Annotated in this window: 18 protein-coding genes and 2 riboswitches; of the genes, 1 reads left to right on the forward strand and 17 read right to left on the reverse strand. The window is 43.0% G+C overall.

The features are described 5' to 3' along the window. Nucleotides 1-66: 66 nt before the first annotated feature. The 15 genes from purF to GPA07_RS16465 all read right to left on the reverse strand — a co-directional run bounded on the left by purF (nucleotide 67) and on the right by GPA07_RS16465 (nucleotide 13,992). A complete protein-coding gene (gene purF, locus GPA07_RS16400) occupies nucleotides 67-1,497 on the reverse strand; it encodes an amidophosphoribosyltransferase (RefSeq protein WP_008355765.1) in 1,431 nt (476 codons plus the stop codon). Beyond that, a complete protein-coding gene (gene purL, locus GPA07_RS16405) occupies nucleotides 1,473-3,704 on the reverse strand; it encodes a phosphoribosylformylglycinamidine synthase subunit PurL (protein ID WP_157292989.1) in 2,232 nt (743 codons plus the stop codon). The genes purF and purL overlap by 25 nt, the downstream gene beginning before the upstream one ends. Then, nucleotides 3,688-4,371, reverse strand: coding sequence for a phosphoribosylformylglycinamidine synthase subunit PurQ (gene purQ, locus GPA07_RS16410; protein ID WP_008355760.1), 684 nt, complete (start codon nucleotides 4,369-4,371; stop codon nucleotides 3,688-3,690). The genes purL and purQ overlap by 17 nt, the downstream gene beginning before the upstream one ends. Next, a complete protein-coding gene (gene purS / locus GPA07_RS16415) occupies nucleotides 4,368-4,622 on the reverse strand; it encodes a phosphoribosylformylglycinamidine synthase subunit PurS (protein WP_003214349.1) in 255 nt (84 codons plus the stop codon). The genes purQ and purS overlap by 4 nt, the downstream gene beginning before the upstream one ends. Then, the gene (gene purC / locus GPA07_RS16420) at nucleotides 4,615-5,337 is read right to left on the reverse strand and encodes a phosphoribosylaminoimidazolesuccinocarboxamide synthase (protein WP_008355756.1); all 723 of its coding nucleotides are present in this window, start codon (nucleotides 5,335-5,337) and stop codon (nucleotides 4,615-4,617) included. The genes purS and purC overlap by 8 nt, the downstream gene beginning before the upstream one ends. 72 nt (nucleotides 5,338-5,409) lie before the next feature. After that, entirely contained in the window at nucleotides 5,410-6,705 is a 1,296-nt protein-coding gene (purB, locus tag GPA07_RS16425; RefSeq protein WP_008355754.1) for an adenylosuccinate lyase, read from the reverse strand. Beyond that, nucleotides 6,702-7,844: a 5-(carboxyamino)imidazole ribonucleotide synthase gene (gene purK / locus GPA07_RS16430; RefSeq protein ID WP_157292990.1), complete on the reverse strand. Its 1,143-nt coding sequence runs from the start codon at nucleotides 7,842-7,844 to the stop codon at nucleotides 6,702-6,704. Before purK ends, purB begins: the two co-directional genes overlap by 4 nt. Then, a complete protein-coding gene (gene purE / locus GPA07_RS16435) occupies nucleotides 7,837-8,325 on the reverse strand; it encodes a 5-(carboxyamino)imidazole ribonucleotide mutase (RefSeq protein WP_071167954.1) in 489 nt (162 codons plus the stop codon). The genes purK and purE overlap by 8 nt, the downstream gene beginning before the upstream one ends. Before the next feature lie 168 nt (nucleotides 8,326-8,493). Then, nucleotides 8,494-8,595: riboswitch (purine riboswitch) on the reverse strand. Between the two features lie 79 nt (nucleotides 8,596-8,674). After that, a complete protein-coding gene (locus tag GPA07_RS16440; RefSeq protein WP_008344299.1) occupies nucleotides 8,675-8,875 on the reverse strand; it encodes an NETI motif-containing protein in 201 nt (66 codons plus the stop codon). Continuing rightward, the gene (locus tag GPA07_RS16445; RefSeq protein ID WP_008344300.1) at nucleotides 8,872-9,426 is read right to left on the reverse strand and encodes a DUF2179 domain-containing protein; all 555 of its coding nucleotides are present in this window, start codon (nucleotides 9,424-9,426) and stop codon (nucleotides 8,872-8,874) included. Before GPA07_RS16445 ends, GPA07_RS16440 begins: the two co-directional genes overlap by 4 nt. 205 nt (nucleotides 9,427-9,631) lie before the next feature. Next, nucleotides 9,632-10,423, reverse strand: a complete 792-nt coding sequence (locus GPA07_RS16450; RefSeq protein ID WP_071167955.1) for a hypothetical protein — start codon at nucleotides 10,421-10,423, stop codon at nucleotides 9,632-9,634. Between the two features lie 211 nt (nucleotides 10,424-10,634). Further along, nucleotides 10,635-10,817, reverse strand: a complete 183-nt coding sequence (locus GPA07_RS16455; protein WP_008355746.1) for a YezD family protein — start codon at nucleotides 10,815-10,817, stop codon at nucleotides 10,635-10,637. Nucleotides 10,818-10,835: 18 nt separating this feature from the next. After that, nucleotides 10,836-10,997, reverse strand: coding sequence for a hypothetical protein (locus GPA07_RS18695; RefSeq protein ID WP_167358855.1), 162 nt, complete (start codon nucleotides 10,995-10,997; stop codon nucleotides 10,836-10,838). Nucleotides 10,998-11,407: 410 nt separating this feature from the next. Next, on the reverse strand, nucleotides 11,408-12,733 hold the full coding sequence (locus tag GPA07_RS16460; RefSeq protein WP_157292991.1) for an NCS2 family permease: 1,326 nt from the start codon (nucleotides 12,731-12,733) through the stop codon (nucleotides 11,408-11,410). 145 nt (nucleotides 12,734-12,878) lie between these two features. Beyond that, a riboswitch (purine riboswitch) is annotated at nucleotides 12,879-12,980 on the reverse strand. 115 nt (nucleotides 12,981-13,095) lie between these two features. Further along, nucleotides 13,096-13,992 (reverse strand): LysR family transcriptional regulator, encoded by an 897-nt coding sequence (locus tag GPA07_RS16465; protein ID WP_008355741.1) that lies wholly within the window; start codon nucleotides 13,990-13,992, stop codon nucleotides 13,096-13,098. A 100-nt stretch (nucleotides 13,993-14,092) separates the two neighbouring features. Here GPA07_RS16465 and GPA07_RS16470 point away from each other — a divergent pair, with 100 nt between their 5' ends. Then, nucleotides 14,093-15,280 carry an MFS transporter gene (locus tag GPA07_RS16470; protein WP_157292992.1) on the forward strand — a complete coding sequence of 396 codons (1,188 nt, stop codon included), beginning with the start codon at nucleotides 14,093-14,095 and terminating at the stop codon, nucleotides 15,278-15,280. A gap of 18 nt (nucleotides 15,281-15,298) precedes the next feature. On the opposite strand, the gene GPA07_RS16475 is transcribed toward GPA07_RS16470, so the two are convergent. Together GPA07_RS16475 and GPA07_RS16480 are read right to left on the reverse strand one after the other, a co-directional pair. After that, nucleotides 15,299-16,744, reverse strand: coding sequence for a DUF4179 domain-containing protein (locus GPA07_RS16475; RefSeq protein WP_157292993.1), 1,446 nt, complete (start codon nucleotides 16,742-16,744; stop codon nucleotides 15,299-15,301). Further along, nucleotides 16,713-17,258 carry a sigma-70 family RNA polymerase sigma factor gene (locus GPA07_RS16480; protein WP_060780829.1) on the reverse strand — a complete coding sequence of 182 codons (546 nt, stop codon included), beginning with the start codon at nucleotides 17,256-17,258 and terminating at the stop codon, nucleotides 16,713-16,715. Before GPA07_RS16480 ends, GPA07_RS16475 begins: the two co-directional genes overlap by 32 nt. Between the last annotated feature and the right edge of the window lie 80 nt (nucleotides 17,259-17,338).

Below are 17,338 nucleotides of genomic sequence, written 5' to 3' on the forward strand. Positions count from 1 at the left end.
CATGTATTTTCGGCAGAATGAAAGAGCAGCATATCAAATCACGTTGACTGCTGCTCCATTATTCGATTATTTCGTCAGGACTGTTTCCTTCACATGAGGAAGGACAGTATCTTCATAAATTTCGGTCGGGTATTTTCCAGTAAAGCATGCTAAACACTGACCACGCTGCGGATCATCATACTTTCTGCCAATCCCGTCCATTAAACCGTCTACAGATAAAAATGCAATGGTGTCTGCACCGATTTCCTGTCTAATTTCTTCCACTGAATGAGATGATGCAATCAGCTCTTCGTGTGTAGACGTATCAATTCCATAAAAACACGGATGAGCGATTGGCGGTGAACTAATGCGTACATGCACTTCCGTCGCTCCCGCTTCTCTTAGCATCGTCACAATCCGGCGGCTTGTTGTTCCGCGTACGATGGAATCATCCACCATCACGACACGTTTTCCTTCGACCACCCCGCGTACAGCAGATAGCTTCATTCGCACGCCCTGCTCACGCAATGATTGAGACGGCTGAATAAATGTCCGGCCGACATAACGGTTTTTAATTAAACCAAGCTCATATGGAATACCTGTCGCTTCGGCATATCCAATTGCGGCAGAAATACTCGAATCTGGCACCCCTGTCACAACATCTGCTTCCACATGCGCTTCTTCTGCAAGCTTTTTGCCAAGATTCTTTCTCGCACTATGCACATTGATGCCATTGATATTGCTGTCAGGTCTTGAGAAATAAATGTATTCCATGCTGCACATGCTACGGTTAATGTTCATCGAAAAGCGTTCTGACTTCAGCCCTTCGTCATTAATGATAAGCATTTCACCAGGCTCCACATCACGTAAATATGCGGCACCCACGACATCAAATGCACATGTTTCAGAAGCGACAACATAAGCGTCTCCAAGCATACCAAGTGAAAGTGGACGTAAGCCATTCGGATCAAGCGCCACAATCATTTCTGTTTCCGTCATGATTAAGAAAGCATATGCTCCTTTCAGCATAGACAGGGCATTTTTGATTTGATCCTTCAAATCAACATATCCGCTGCGCTTAATTAAGTGAGCCAGCACTTCGGTATCAGAGGATGTTTGAAAAATGCTTCCTTGGTTCTCTAGCTGCTGTTTTAATTGCGTTGCATTGACTAAGTTTCCATTATGAGCAAGGGCAAGACTTCCATTGTTTTGCGAACGGAAGAAGAGGGGCTGCACATTTTCAAAGCCGCCTCCGCCTGCTGTCGCATACCGAACGTGTCCAATCGCACCTTTTCCCTTTAAATCCTTTAGCTCACCATTTTGGAACACTTCCGTAATCAGTCCAAGGCCTTTATGTGATGTCAGGTTTTCACCATCTGTTGCAATAATTCCCGCACCTTCTTGTCCTCGGTGCTGAAGGCTGTGCAATCCGTAATAGGTGATTTGAGGGGCTTCGTCGTGTCCCCAAACCCCAAAGACACCACACTCTTCGTTTAAGCCTCTGATTTCAGCAAGCATGGGATCGCTCCTTTCCATGCACGTTCAAGCTCGTTGACCGCTGCATGAATCCATTGTTGTCCTTCTTGATTTTTGACGGAAAACACACCATCATTTGTGACCGTTCCAACTTCTTTTGCATCTTTCACAGCCGCAGCAAATGCTTCACGGTTTTCTGGTTTAACAGTTACGACAAAACGTGACTGTGATTCACTGAATAATAATGCTGCGCTGTTTAGATCAATCTGGATATCAGCGCCAAGTCCCTTTGTTCCAAATGTACTCTCAGCTAGTGCTACACCAAGACCGCCTTCAGACACATCATGTGCTGATTGAACAAGTCCGTTTTGAATCGCTGCTAGAAGGGCTTTCTGACGCGCCAGTTCTACATCCAAATCAATTTCTGGCGCTTTTCCGTAGATACGGCCTTCTGTCATCTTTTGAAGCTCACTGCCAGCAAATTCTTCCTTCGTTTCACCAATGACGAAAATGACATCGCCTGCCTGCTGGAACGATTGAGTCGTAATATGAGCTGTATCTTCAACCAAACCAACCATTCCAATGACTGGTGTTGGGTAAATCGCTGTTCCATTTGATTCATTGTATAAAGAGACGTTCCCGCCGATCACCGGCGTGCTTAATGTGCGGCAAGCTTCACTAATGCCGTCAGCAGACTTTTCAATCTGCCAGAAAATTTCTGGTTTCTCCGGGTTACCGAAGTTTAGGTTATCTGTCACAGCAAGAGGACGAGCGCCTGAGCAGACAATGTTACGTGCTGCTTCTGCGACTGCAATCTTACCGCCGACCTCTGGATCAAGGTAGAGATAACGTGCGTTACAATCTGTTGTCATCGCAAGAGCTTTTTTCGTTCCACGAATTCTTAGAACACCCGCATCAGAGCCCGGTGCAACAACTGTATTTGTTCGAACCATATAGTCGTATTGATCGTAAACCCATTCTTTACTCGCAATTGTTGGCTGCTGAAGGAGCTGTTTTAACGTATGTGCTGCATCTGTGATCTCAGGTGCTTCTACTTTTGTTTCTAAGAACTCACGATAGTATGCAGGCTCACTTGACGGCTTGTGATAAACTGGCGCTTCTTCTGCAAGGGCATCAACTGGAAGCTCACACACCACTTCACCTTGATGGAGTAAACGAAGCATTTTATCGTCTGTCACATGACCGACAGATACAGCTTCAAGATCATATTTTTTAAAGATATCAATGATTTCTTGCTCACGGCCTTTTTCAATGACCAAAAGCATTCTCTCTTGAGATTCAGACAGCATCATTTCGTATGCTGACATGCCTGTTTCACGCTGAGGGATCAGGTCTAGGTTCATCTCGATACCAGAGCCTGCTTTACTTGCCATTTCCGCACTTGAGCTAGTTAAACCAGCCGCTCCCATATCTTGAATACCTACGAGCGCATCATTTTTGATGACTTCAAGACACGCTTCAAGCAATAGCTTTTCCATGAACGGATCGCCCACTTGAACAGCTGAACGCTTTTCTTCTGATTCATCAGAAAATTCTTCAGAGGCAAATGTTGCGCCGTGAATTCCGTCACGTCCTGTCTTGGCCCCAACGTACATGACCGTATTGCCGACACCTTTGGCCTGCCCTTTTTTGATGTCCTCATGATTGATTAACCCTACGCACATCGCGTTAACGAGCGGGTTGCCTTCATAGCTTTCATCAAAATGAACTTCTCCGCCGACTGTTGGAATCCCGATACAGTTTCCATAGCCTGCGATCCCTGCCACTACTTCTTCAAACAAGTACTTCACGCGCGGTGAAGTCAGTTCACCAAAACGAAGAGAGTTTAATACAGCAATTGGACGCGCCCCCATGGAGAAAACATCACGGATAATCCCGCCGACACCTGTTGCCGCTCCTTGATACGGTTCAATTGCAGATGGATGGTTATGTGATTCGATTTTAAACACAACCGCTTGGTTGTCTCCAATATCAACGATTCCAGCGCCTTCCCCAGGACCTTGAAGAACATGCTCTCCTTTCGTCGGGAATTTGCTTAAAACAGGCTTTGAGTTTTTATAACTGCAATGCTCTGACCACATCACAGAAAAGATGCCTGTTTCTGTGTAGTTTGGCAGCCTACCAATAATGGATTCGATTAAAGCGAATTCTTCATCACTCAATCCCATTTGCTGATACAATTTCTCTTCTTTAATTTGCTTGTGACTTGGTTCAAGCAGTAGTGACATGAGTGTCCCTCCAATTTTTCACGATAGATTGAAACAATTTAAGTCCGTCTGCGCTGCCTAGTAATGAATCAACCGCGCGCTCAGGGTGCGGCATCATGCCGAGTACATTGCCCTGTTCATTCGTTACACCTGCAATGCGATTGACACTGCCGTTAATATCGTCTCCATAAGTGAAGGCGATTTGGCCTCGTTCAATCAGCTTCGCTAACGTGTCTTCATCACAGTAGAAGTTGCCTTCACCGTGTGCTACAGGAATCGTAATGGATTCGCCTTTTTGATAGCCGCTTGTAAATAGTGTTTCGTTGTTCTCTACAATGAGTTCAACTGGTCGACAAATAAATTTGAGGTCTTTATTGCGTCTCATCGCTCCTGGAAGAATGCCAAGCTCCTGAAGAATTTGGAACCCGTTACAAACACCAAGAACAGGTTTTCCTTCCGCAGCTGCTTTTTTCACAGCCGGCATGATGTTAGAAAAACGAGCAATCGCACCGCATCTTAAGTAATCCCCATAAGAGAAACCGCCTGGTACGAGTACAGCGTCAAATCCGTCAAGACTCGTTTCGTCGTGCCATACATATTCAACTTGTTCACCTAACTCATCTTGAATCGCATGGTACATGTCGATATCACAGTTAGAGCCAGGCAAGACGATCACTGCAAACTTCACTGTGCGACAACCTCCTCCACCTCATAGCGGTAATCTTCAATGACCGTGTTGGCAAGCAATTTTTCACACATTTCTTTGACCACTGTATCTAAATCACGATCTGATTTTTCAATGACAAGCTCCATGTATTTCCCGATACGGACATCCTTTACTTCCTGATAAGACATGCTGTGCAACGCGTGCTGCACGGCACTTCCCTGTGGATCAAGAACGCTCTCTTTTAAGCTGACAAAAATTTTCACTTTATACATGTTTATGGCCTCCAAGTCTTTTGAAAATTTCTTCGTATGCATTCGTTAAGCCGCCCAGGTTTCGTCTGAACACGTCTTTATCAAGCTTTTCGTTTGTGTCTTTGTCCCAAAGCCTGCACGTATCAGGTGAAATCTCATCAGCTAGCAAAATACGATTCTCGTGATCTATTCCGAATTCAAGCTTGAAATCAATTAAATTCACATGGCAATCTGAGAAGATTTGCTTCAATTCTTCATTCACTTGTCTTGTGATTTGTTTCATTTCCTCCACCTGTTCAGGTGTCGCTGCATGTAATATGCGAATATGATCTTCTGTAATGAGCGGATCGCCCAGTGCATCATCTTTGTAGTAAAACTCGATCAATGGTGTATCCAGCTTCGTTCCCTCTGGAATCCCAAGACGCTTTGACATACTGCCTGCTACAACGTTTCGCACAACCACTTCAAGCGGTACGATATCTACCTTTTGAATGAGCTGTTCTGTTTCAGAGAGGCGTTTCACAAAGTGATTGTTGATCCCTTTCTCATGTAGCATTTGAAAGATTAAGCTGGAAATTTCGTTGTTCAGTCTGCCTTTGCCTTCAATTTCCGCTTTCTTTTCACCGTTAAATGCTGTAGCTGAGTCTTTATATTCGACATATAAAATATGCTCGTCATCGGTCTGATAGATTTTTTTCGCTTTGCCTTCGTAGAGAAGTTCTTGTTTCACAGTCATTCAGATTGGCCTCCTAATTTGAATGTTGGCAATTTTCAGGATGAGTCGCCTGACTAGCAGGCGGCCCATTTCTTACGCAAGACCTAGACGTTCGAAAATCATATCGACATTTTTCAAGTGATAGTTGTAATCGAAGCAGTCAGCGATTTGTTCAGGTGTTAAGCGTGAAGTGATTTTCTCCTCTGCTTCTACTAATGAACGGAATGGTACTTGTTTTTCCCAAGCCTCCATCGCCTTTGGCTGAACCGTGTCATATGCTTCTTCACGTGCCATACCTGTATCAATGAGCGCAAGTAGTACACGCTGAGAGTAGATCAAGCCAAGTGTACGGTCCATATTGCGTTTCATATTCTCAGGGAACACCGTCAAGTTCTTCACAATGTTGGAGAAACGGTTCAGCATATAGTTCAGTGCAATCGTTGCATCTGGTAAAATGATGCGCTCAGCAGATGAATGAGAGATATCACGCTCATGCCAAAGCGGTACATTTTCATAAGCAGTCAGCATATACCCACGGATGACGCGAGCAATCCCCGTCATATTTTCAGAGCCGATTGGGTTCCGTTTATGCGGCATAGCAGATGATCCTTTTTGTCCTTTTGCGAAGAATTCTTCTACCTCACGTGTTTCACTCTTTTGAAGACCACGAATTTCAACAGCAAATTTCTCAATGCTTGTAGCGACTAATGCAAGAGTTGCCATGTAATCGGCATGACGATCACGCTGCAAGGTTTGGGTTGAAATTGGTGCAGCCTTGATGCCAAGTTTCTCACATACATATTGCTCAACAAACGGGTCAATGTTCGCATATGTGCCAACAGCACCAGAGATTTTACCGTATTCAATGCCAGCTTTTGCTTGTTTAAAACGTTCTAAGTTACGCTTCATTTCTTCGTACCAAAGAGCAAGCTTCAGGCCAAATGTTGTCGGTTCAGCGTGTACACCGTGTGTACGGCCCATCATGACTGTATATTTGTGCTCTTTTGCTTTTTCTTTTAGTATGTCAACAAATCTCTCAATGTCCTTGAGCAAGATATCGTTCGCCTGTTTTAATAGATATGAAAGCGCCGTATCCACTACGTCTGTAGAGGTTAACCCGTAATGAACCCACTTTCTTTCTTCTCCTAGAGATTCAGATACAGCACGCGTAAAGGCAACCACGTCGTGGCGCGTGTCTTGTTCAATCTCTAAAATACGTCCAATATCAAAGCTTGCATTCTTGCGCATTGTCACAACGTCTTCTTTCGGAATAACGCCAAGTTCTGCCCAAGCTTCACAAGCGAGAATTTCTACTTCAAGCCATGCATTAAATTTGTTTTCCTCTGTCCAGATTGCTGACATTTCTGGTCGTGCGTAACGTTCGATCATTTCCCGTTTCCTCCATCTCTTTCAGTCCATATCTTTGTGATGTTTGTCATCCATTCATCATCGAGCTTTTTCATAAACGTCATATGTCCCATTTTGCGGCCGGCTTTCACTTCATGCTTGCCATATAGATAAAGCTTCGCTTCCTTTAAAAGCTCAGGATGCTCTTTTGGGATATCCACTTCATCGCCAAGTAAGTTCACCATCATTCCCTCTGATAAAAGGGCTGTACCGCCAAGCGGCAAACCACATATGGCGCGAATGTGCTGCTCAAACTGACTCGTCTCACATAAATCAAGTGTGTAATGTCCAGAGTTATGCGGGCGTGGTGCCAATTCATTAACGAGCAGCTTTCCTTCATTTGTCAGGAACAGTTCTACAGCAAGCGTACCGACTAATCCAAGTTTTTCAGCGAGTGTCGTTGCCAGCTCTTTTGCTTTCTCCTGAATGCTGCCGTCTACTCTTGCAGGCACAATGCTTTGGAATAAAATATTGTGCTGATGAATGTTCTCAGCGACTGGGAATACCGCAATTTCCCCATGAACAGACCTCGTCACAATCACGGATAGTTCCATTTGGAATGGGACCCAGCTTTCTAAAATGCACGTCCCATGAGTGAGGAGTGCAGTAGCTTCATGAAGTTGATCCTTCTCTTTGATGACGTATTGTCCTTTACCGTCGTAACCGCCTCTGCATGTTTTCAGCACAGCTGGCAATCCAAGTACATCTATTGCGGCTTCTAGCTCTTTCTGATCATGAATGATGCGATAAGGTGCTACTTCACAGCCTGCGTCTACAATCCCTTTTTTCTCCGTTTCACGGTTTTGAGTTAACAGAAGAAGGTCGCTTCCTTGCGGTAAATACGCCTCTTCCTTCAGCTGATTGAGTGCATCATAATCAATATTTTCAAATTCATATGTCACCACATCACTAATGTCCGCCAGCTGCCTTATCGCTTCAAGGTCACTGTATGCGGCTGTAATTTCCGTATCTGCAACCTGTCCACAAGGAGATTGTGTCACAGGGTCTAGGACAGCTGCCCGGTAGCCCATTTGCTTTGCACTGACGGCCATGTATCTGCCAAGCTGTCCGCCGCCGATGATACCGATGGTTGCGTTTGGAAAAAGGGTCTGCTTAGCCAAGCTGATCACTGCTTTCTAGTACAGTCTGTTTTGTTTGCTCTCTTCTTTCTTCAAGGCGAGCTGCAACGGCTTCATCAAATGCTGAAATCATTTGTGCGGCTAACAGGCCTGCATTTGTTGCACCGGCTTTGCCAATCGCTACTGTAGCAACAGGTACACCGCCTGGCATTTGAACGATGGATAATAAGGAATCCAGCCCGTTTAATGCTTTTGATTGTACGGGCACACCAATGACCGGCAGTGTCGTTTTCGCTGCGACCATCCCCGGTAAATGTGCTGCGCCTCCAGCACCGGCAATAATGACCTTGAGTCCTTTGCCTCTTGCTTCAGTCGCATATTCAAACATCAAATCAGGTGTCCGATGTGCAGAGACAACCTGTTTTTCATACGGAATGTTTAGTTCCTCTAAGATATCGCACGCATTTTTCATTGTTTCCCAATCAGATGTACTTCCCATGATGACACCTACAAGCGGCTTCATTTTGTCCCCACCTTTAAGCTGTATTCGATTTTGTATCGTTTGACACGCTTCCCAAACCTAAGTAGCTTGTCAAACGCCGAACAAAAAGACCCGGTTTGTATTGCATTGTTAGGAAGCAACACAAACCGGGCCATGGTAAGCGCTGTTCGCTTTTGAAACGCCATGTCAGTTTTGTTCACTATCCTGCATAGTCCAGTCATTTACGGTAACTGGGTAGAAACTTATGGGCCATATTCCCAAGATTATATGAGGTTCGTGTTTTGATTTCATGTTTATCTTAACAACGGATGTTCATGATGTCAACGGATTTATCGAACAATCTATGAAGTCGTCGTTTTAATGTTCGGATTTAGAGTATTTTTCCCTCAAATACGATTTTTTTACCAATCGGAATGATCTGAATCGACCCATTTTCCTTCTTTTCCTGAAAAATCGGCTCCTCCATTCGACGGACAGGTGAGTAGCCTTCCTCTGCCATCTGAGACAACACTTGATCAATCGTCATGTTGTCCTCCACATAAAATTTTTTCTTCTTTGGTTTTGCGGTCATTCTTTAATTCTCCTTTTCTTCACGGCCTTCACCCAGAAGCCGCCATGAATCGTTTTGGGCTCATACGAGATGATAAACGCCTTTGAATCAAGCGTTTTAATCGTTTCATATAATTGCAGTTCATATTTTCTCGGTGTTAAAATTTGCATCGCTGACCGGTCTCCTTCAAGACCTCCTACTACCCAGTTGGTGACACCATATCCTTTTTCTCTCAATTGCTTTGGGAGATCTAGATCGATTTCTTTTGTAATCACGTTCACAGTAATGTAGCCAAGTGCCAGCTTCTCTTCAATTTTCATCCCGACAATAATCCCAATCCCATAGCCTAGCGCATACGCAATGACATTTTGGACTTGATCTAAGTTATCTAACACGATACTCAAACCAATGACATAAATCAGCATCTCGACTGTACCAGCAAAGGCGGCTGCGTACCTTCTGCCTTTCATTGTTAAAATCAAACGCATAGTGGAAAAAGAGACATAGACAATGTTAATCACTAAAATGATCAAAACCATGGTGAACGCATTGGATAAAAGTTGTTGAAGCACGATTCGAACCCCCTGCACTAAAAATCAAATAAAGCACCCCATATTCTACTAGAGAACAAACCTTGATACAATCAAATTTGCACGAGAAAAACACATATATCTTTCGACAACAAGGATGGTCTATGTTACCAAGAGTTTACCCGCTTTTCCCACTTCTCAACATGAAAAAACCTCCTTTTTAACCAAAGGAGGTTTTGAGCCTGTTTTATCCAAACTGAACAGGAACAAGCGAAGGAATCAAATATTCTCCGACAATGCCCCACAGCAGTGCAATGATGACCAGCTCAACCAATAAAAAGACCCAGCCAGCATACATCAAATCCCCTCGATCAGCTTCATGCGCTGATTGAATCGAACGAAAGAGCACCACTGCAATTAACTGGAGACCGACAAACATCATCACAGATAAAATGACCGTCACATATGGAATATTCAGCATGGCAAATACAAGCCAAAGGATGGATAAAACCAAAACTGGTACAAGCGCAGCACCAAACTTCATGATCACTACTTTTAGCGATATGTTCCCTTTGAGCATGTACTTACCAAGCACCCAAACCGTCAGCACCATGAGTGTCAACAGAACGAGTGTAAAGACCGCTACCTTCAAAAAGGCATCACCAAAAGAATAATGAATGCCAAAGCCTAATAAACGAGTCTTTGACGCCTTTAATTGAACATAGTTGCCTAAAGCAAAAAACACGCTGAACAACACAATTGAAATCCAAGCGTACTTCAAGCGTAAAGTTTCCGCTTGATTTATAGCATGACTAGGTGATTTTAACATCGCAAGCCCATATGAGCTATAGCGCTGAAAAGCACCTCCCACACCTCTCATCATGCGCTGAAGGGCTGAACGTTCATCATCCGCTGTCTTTGCGGTTCTCCCTCGTTTTGCTGCGCTGCGGCTGAGGCGGGATTGCCTTGTTTCTTGATCTATTGATGGCTCTTCGTTTTTCGTTTCAGATGTGACCTGCTCTTGATCTTTCTCTAACATCTCATATCAACTCCTATCCCAACACAATCCGCACAGGCTCAACGAATGACCTGTTCGGATGACTCCTATTAAAGTAGCGGAGTCTTTCGATTCAGTCAAGATTCCTTGACCTTCATACGAATAGACGGATAAAAGACGGCAGAGGTTTTAAATGGAGAGAAAATAAGACAAAACAAAAAAGCTGATGACTGCATCAGCTTGTATGAGCTCATCATGAACGATAGTGACTCCTCTTTGCTTTCTGTACCCGAAGATTCTCCTGATGAGTAGGGAAACGGGTCTTTTCTGTTGTATCGACTTGTGTAATTTGTCCATTGTGGATGGTGATCACCACCGATCCGTATTCAATGCCTTTTAAGGCAGATAAAATAAAATTCAGCTTTTGTTCATCCATCACTCATCCCCCATCCCACTACTTTTGCTTTCGTTCTTTTAAATAGAGAACCTCATTTTCCAACTCATGAATCGTATAATGCATGAGTGCTTCCTGTTTTTCTTCATGCCCCCATAACAGGAGCTTCTCAATCAAATCCTGCTTTTTCCGCTCAATCACCTGCCTAAGCCAGCGTGACAAGACATCCCCTCCCCTTTTTCATCAATCAAAGAAAAAAAGGCACTCTGAAACCTTCTATTGAAAAAGGAAATCAAAGCGCCTTTGGTGATCCAATCAGCGAATTATGTCTTTTTATCATAAACAGATAATTCCTATAAGTCAACTATGTTTTTAAAATTTTCCTACAAAAAAACAGCAGCTTCCGTGAGCTGCTGTCAGATTGTTGACAAAGGGCTAAAATGAACTTTATTTTAGCCCTTTGTCTTCTTTTCAGCGTGAACTGAAAACCTTTGCAGTCTAGGAAGGACGAGTACCGGCGCGGAGCGAATTTGACATTCGTGAGCACCGGCACGCAGGACTGACAAAGAATGCGAGGGTTTGCCTACACGCTGAAACAGCAGCTTCCGTGAGCTGCTGTTTCAGACGAATGATTAATGATTTAAGAAAGCAAAGTATAGAATAAAGATGACAAACAATCCGTACATAATTGGATGCACTTCTTTTGCTTTTCCTTTAAAGATCATAGTGATCGGGTAGAAAATGAAACCAATCGCAATCCCTGTCGCAATGCTGTATGTGAGTGGCATCATAATCATGGTTAAGAAGGCTGGTACCGCAATTTCAAAACGATCCCATGCGATCTTCGCAAGAGGTGCTACCATCAGTGCACCAACAATGATTAAAGCAGGTGCCGTTACATTCGGTGTCACGACAGATAATAGCGGCGAGAAGAACATCGCAAGTAAGAAGAAAATTCCTGTGACGACGGCTGCAAAACCAGAGCGGGCACCCGCAGCAACACCTGAACTAGATTCAACATAAGACGTCGTTGTTGATGTTCCAAGAATAGAACCGACGACGATAGAAGAAGAATCCGCCAGCAGTGCTTTTCCTGCACGCGGCAGCTCATTATTTTTCATTAAACCAGCCTGCGTTGCCACAGCCACAAGTGTACCAGCTGTATCAAAGAACCCAACGAATAGGAACGTTAAAATGACAATAAGCATTTGAATGGAGAAAATATCTGGCAAGTGAATCAAGGCTTGGCCAAAGGTTGGAGACAAGCTTGGAATGCTTCCGATAATTTGAGATGGAACTGGCACAAGACCAAAGATCATTCCAGCAATGGCTGTCACAAGCATCCCAATGAAGACACCTGCATTCACTCGAAGAACCATTAAAATGACGGTTACAACAATCCCAAACACCGTTAACAGCACAGGGCCACTATGAATATTTCCAATTGAAACGAGCGTATTATCATTATTGGCGATAATACCAGAGCCTTGTAGACCCACAAACGTAATAAACAAACCAATCCCTGCACCAACAGCCAGCTTCAGCTCAGCCGGAATGGCATTGATGATTTTTTCACGAAAACCTGTTAAAGAAAGAGCAACGAAAATTAATCCTGAAACAAAAACACCTGAAAGTGCTGCCTGCCATGAGATTCCCATACCAAGAACAACCGAGAAAGCGAAAAACGCATTCAGTCCCATACCTGGTGCAATCGCAATCGGATACCTGGCGATTAACCCCATCAGGAAACACCCTGCCGCAGAAGCTAACGCCGTAGCTGTAAAGACAGCCCCCTGATCAATTCGTAATTTATCTGGAAAATCCGGTACTGCTACTAAAGCAAGTGTGATCGGATTGACAAACAAGATGTAAGCCATCGACAAAAAGGTCGTTAAACCGCCGATGATCTCTCTGCGATAATTTGTACCTAACTCATCAAACTGAAAAAACTGTTTCAAAGCCAACTGACTCCCTTCATGTCCTTTTGCTTTAGTCTGCCCCATTCACAAGTCAAATAAAAAACGCCCCAACAGTTTTTGGGACGCTTGACTACAATGTGAATTCAGACCGTGACATCAAACAAGAACAATGCATGATTTATATCAAACGAGTGTGAATTGACGTAGTCAAGCCATTTACGGTAGCTTGGTAGAAACTTGCGGGCCATATCCCCGCGATTATACGACTTCTATCTATTTGATTTCTGTGTCTATTGTACCAACTTCATTTTTAAAACACAATACGAAAAGCGAACATTTCTGAAAGAAATGTCCGCTTCATTCGTCTTATTACACGAATTTGGAAAATCACATCTAGTTCTTTATACACCCTTCACTGAATTCCTATCCTTTGCAAAAACCGATTCAGCTACATGGAAAAACTCTTTTACTGCCGGGGAAGCATGTGTAAGCGCTGGACAGGCAAGCGCCACCTCACGATGATGCGCCACATTCAACTGACTAATCTGCACATGCTGCTGCGTTTTCAAGAATAACTTAGGACCTATCGTCACACCGAGCCCTTCCCCAACCATACGGGCAATGGTCGTACAGTCGTGCACTTCAAATAAAGTAGCCGGCTTGATGTGCGCCTTTGAAAAAATATCCTCTACATGTGATTGATACATGCCAGTTGGCATAATAAACGGTTCATCCGCTAACTCTGCCATCTCTACAATCGGTTGCTGCTGAAAACGATGATTTTCATGATAGGCGACCACCATTTCATCTTGAATCAGTGGCAGCAGATCAAATGCTTCATCCGCTTCACCTTTTACAACAAAACCAACATCAATAATGCCGGAATGAAGCCACTCCAATATTTCTTCATATGTCCCCTCATAGAACTTAAATTCAATTTTCGGATGCTTTTTCTGATAGCTCACAAGCAGTTTCGGCAATAAACAAGCCGATGCACTGGCAAAGGTTCCAATCCGAATTAAGCCTGTTTCAATATTTTTCGTCAGCGCAATTTCCTGCTGAATCTTCTCCACTCTATTTAACACTTCTCTTATATGAGGGAGCAGGGTTCGACCGATGTCTGTCAGCATGATACCCTTTTTCCGGTCACGAATGAATAAAGACACGCCCCACTCCGTCTCTAAGCTTGCCACCGCATGACTCACGGCAGACTGCGTCATATTTAATGCTTCAGCTGCAGCGGTAAAACTGCCTAGCTCGATCACCTTTGCCATTGTTTCGAAACGAACAAAACTCATGAGTATTCACTCATCTCCTTCATGAAAAATATCAATTTTACTTATGTTAGCACGCAATTTAAAATGAACACAACGTTTCAACATAAAGGAAGGGTTCAAAATGAAAAGTACATCTTATCCATTGCTCATATTTCTTTTAGCCGTCGGTTCTTTCGTCACAGGCACTTCAGAATTCGTCGTATCAGGCATTCTAGATATCATTTCTGATGACCTGCACATCTCAATTCCGGCTGCTGGACAGCTCATCACCGTCTACTCCCTCTTTTATGCAGTGGGCGCCCTCTTTTTAGTCATGGCCACGTCGAAATGGAACCGAAAAAAGGTTCTTTTATCGGCGATTTCCATGTTTATAGCAGGCAATGTGCTCGCCTTTTTCAGCCATCATTTCATGCTGCTCATGCTTTCGCGGGTCATGATGGCCATGAGTGGCGGCTTATATATTGTGCTTGCAACGAATCATGCAGCGCAGCTCGCCCCGCCAGAAAAAAAGGGACGTGCGATGGCAACGGTGATCACTGGATTTACAGTATCACTAGTACTCGGTGTACCGATTGGAACATTTTTATCAGGATATGTAGATTGGCATGCCATTTTTCTCATCATTGCAATAGGGACCGCTTGTCTCTTGTTTCTTCTGTATCGATTATTACCGCCTATGGAGGGACATTCCCATGTGCCATTCAAACAGCAAATGCAAATTCTTCAAGACCGCAGGGTGTTAAGTGGTTTAGCCACGACAGCTTTTTGGATTTTAGGATATACAATGGTATTTGCTTATATCTCGCCATTATTGCGGCAGACGGCCGGATTTACTCTTGACATGATCAGCATTGCCCTGCTCATCTTAGGAATTTCTGCTTTTATTGGCTCACGCTTTGGCGGCTTCGCCGTCGATCAATGGGGACCAAATCGAACCATTGAAATCAGCATCACGGTTCAGATGCTCACTCTCTTTGCGTTATCCTTTACACAATTCTCTATAGTTGGCGTCTTCATCACGCTCGCCATATGGGGCACCGCAACATGGACGACAACACCAGCGAAACAATTTTATCTGATCTCCCTGAAACCCGAAACATCGGAAACCGTGCTGAGCTTTAATACAGCGATTATGAATATCGGCATGATGCTCGGCTCGTCAATGGGTGGTCTGATTATTCAATATACAAATGTAACGAATTTAAGTTGGATCGGCGGGCTAGCCAGTTTTGTTGCGTTGATGTTGATTCGGTACTCGTTCAATCGTCATCGACTGGCGAATCAACAGATAAAAAGCGAACATGTGTAATTATGTTCGCTTTCTTATTTATCGATTAGCTTTTGATGTTTCTTTTTTGACTGGAATGGTTACCGTTATATCTTTTTGTGGTGCCAACAGATTCAGATTTGACAGATCAAGATACAGCCCATAATCCTTAAATGAAAAATGGTTTAATGATAATTTGTCTAACTCCTTCACATCAAAATCAAAGGTGGATTGCATAGAAGCTGTCTTTAAATTGGTCACCTTTGCATTGTTCCCTTTCAAATAATATCCGTTCTCATAATCTGCTTCAGGGTCTGACCATGATTTCATTTTTTTAACATCACCTAATCCTATCCATTCCCCTGCATTCTTCATCACACCTTCATCTAATTCTTTCTGGCCTACTCCAGTAAATTGATAATCTACTATCACAGAACGGCCTTTTTGCTCAATTTTATTAATTTTAATCCCAATCCCATAATGCTTTGTCTTGAACTGAATAGGCAGCTTCGTCTGGAGGGGAATGATTTTACTTTCTTCATGTTCTACCCATAAAGTAGTAAAAAATGTTAGTTCTGTTGCCTTTGGATCGATTGGCTGATTTAAGATTGTCATATGATTTATCCTAGTTTTTTTGTTTGAAAGTTGTTTTTCCTCAAATCTTGTCCCAGTCTCAAGTCTGTACTTATTTCCTAAATTATCTCTCATTCTATCTATTAAAACTTCATCGTCTTTTGCGATACCATTGTAATCAATCGCATATTGAATCACAGAGGAATTCACTCCATTTTCCACCTTGATATCTTTCAATTGATAACGTCCATTTAAAATAGATACTTCTTTTTGTCCTGCTAATAAGATGGTTTTTTGCTTAACCACAGGCAACTCAAATCGCCAATTCCCTACAATATCTCCAATTTTCGAAATCACGAGTTGTGCTTTTTGACCTTGCTTAATCATTTGTCCATTTGTATAGAATTCTATTCGTCCAGCATATTGACCATCTTTTAGTTTTTTCAACTCTGGACCACTTGTATCTGGTTGGAAATTTTCATTGATTTGATCTGAATCAATGTTGATCGGTATAAAATCTTCATTTGTATGGAAGTTCTCCACAGTAAACGTATAAACAAGCCGCCCGGCATCATAATACACACTGTTCACTTTCACAGTAACCCCTCTTGATTCAGCCCCCTCATTGACATGCTTCACCAACTCACTCTGAAAAAGAGACATTCCTACTTTATCGTGAAACATCATATATAACTGTCCAACAAACGGCACTCGAGCCATCGCTGTATTAAGAGAAGGAAAAAGGAAGCCTGATGAAAAGTAAAGGACAACAAGGGCGATAACTGAATAGATTGGCGTTCTCCAATTCCATGTGAACCAACGTCTTTTCTTTTCCGCTTTCACATCTCCTATTGCTTGGCGAACCGCAGAGGTCACTTCAACCTTTGGTACATCAATCTCATCATAAAGCTTCTTCATTTCTTTTCGTTCCATCGACACTCTCCTCCTTCTCCAATGTTTGCTTTAATAACTTTCTTGCTCGATACAAATGAGTTTTAACCGTTCCTTCAGGCACACCCATCTGCTCAGAAATCATCGAAATTGAATAATCTTGAAAATAAAATAGCTGAATCACGAGCTGATATTGCTCATCTAATACATCTAGTGCATTTTTTAAATCGAGCTTGTCTTCCAAAAAATCATGACGCTCAACGCTTTCATGATGCTGTTCAAACGGAACAACATCTTGCTGCTTTTTCTTCATCGCAAAAATCGTATGAATCAAGATCCTAGTCAGCCATGTAGAAAAATAAGCCGGTTCTTTTAATCCAGATAAATGTTTAAACGCTTTAATGACCGTCTCTTGAACAGCATCTAACGAATCCTCTTTATTTCTTGTATAGAGAAAAGCCGTTTTATATAAACGCTCTTGATACATCAGCATTAATGTCTCAAATGCCGGGACATTCCCTTTTTGTGCTTTTTTAATTAGACGCACTTGCTTCATCTCATCCACACCTCCTACACCTGTTAGAGCACACTTTCTCACAAACGGTTTCAACAAATAGAAATTTCTTTTACTTAGCA

Source organism: Bacillus sp. ms-22 (genome assembly GCF_009759805.1).
In the GTDB taxonomy this organism is placed as follows: domain Bacteria; phylum Bacillota; class Bacilli; order Bacillales; family Bacillaceae; genus Bacillus; species Bacillus xiamenensis.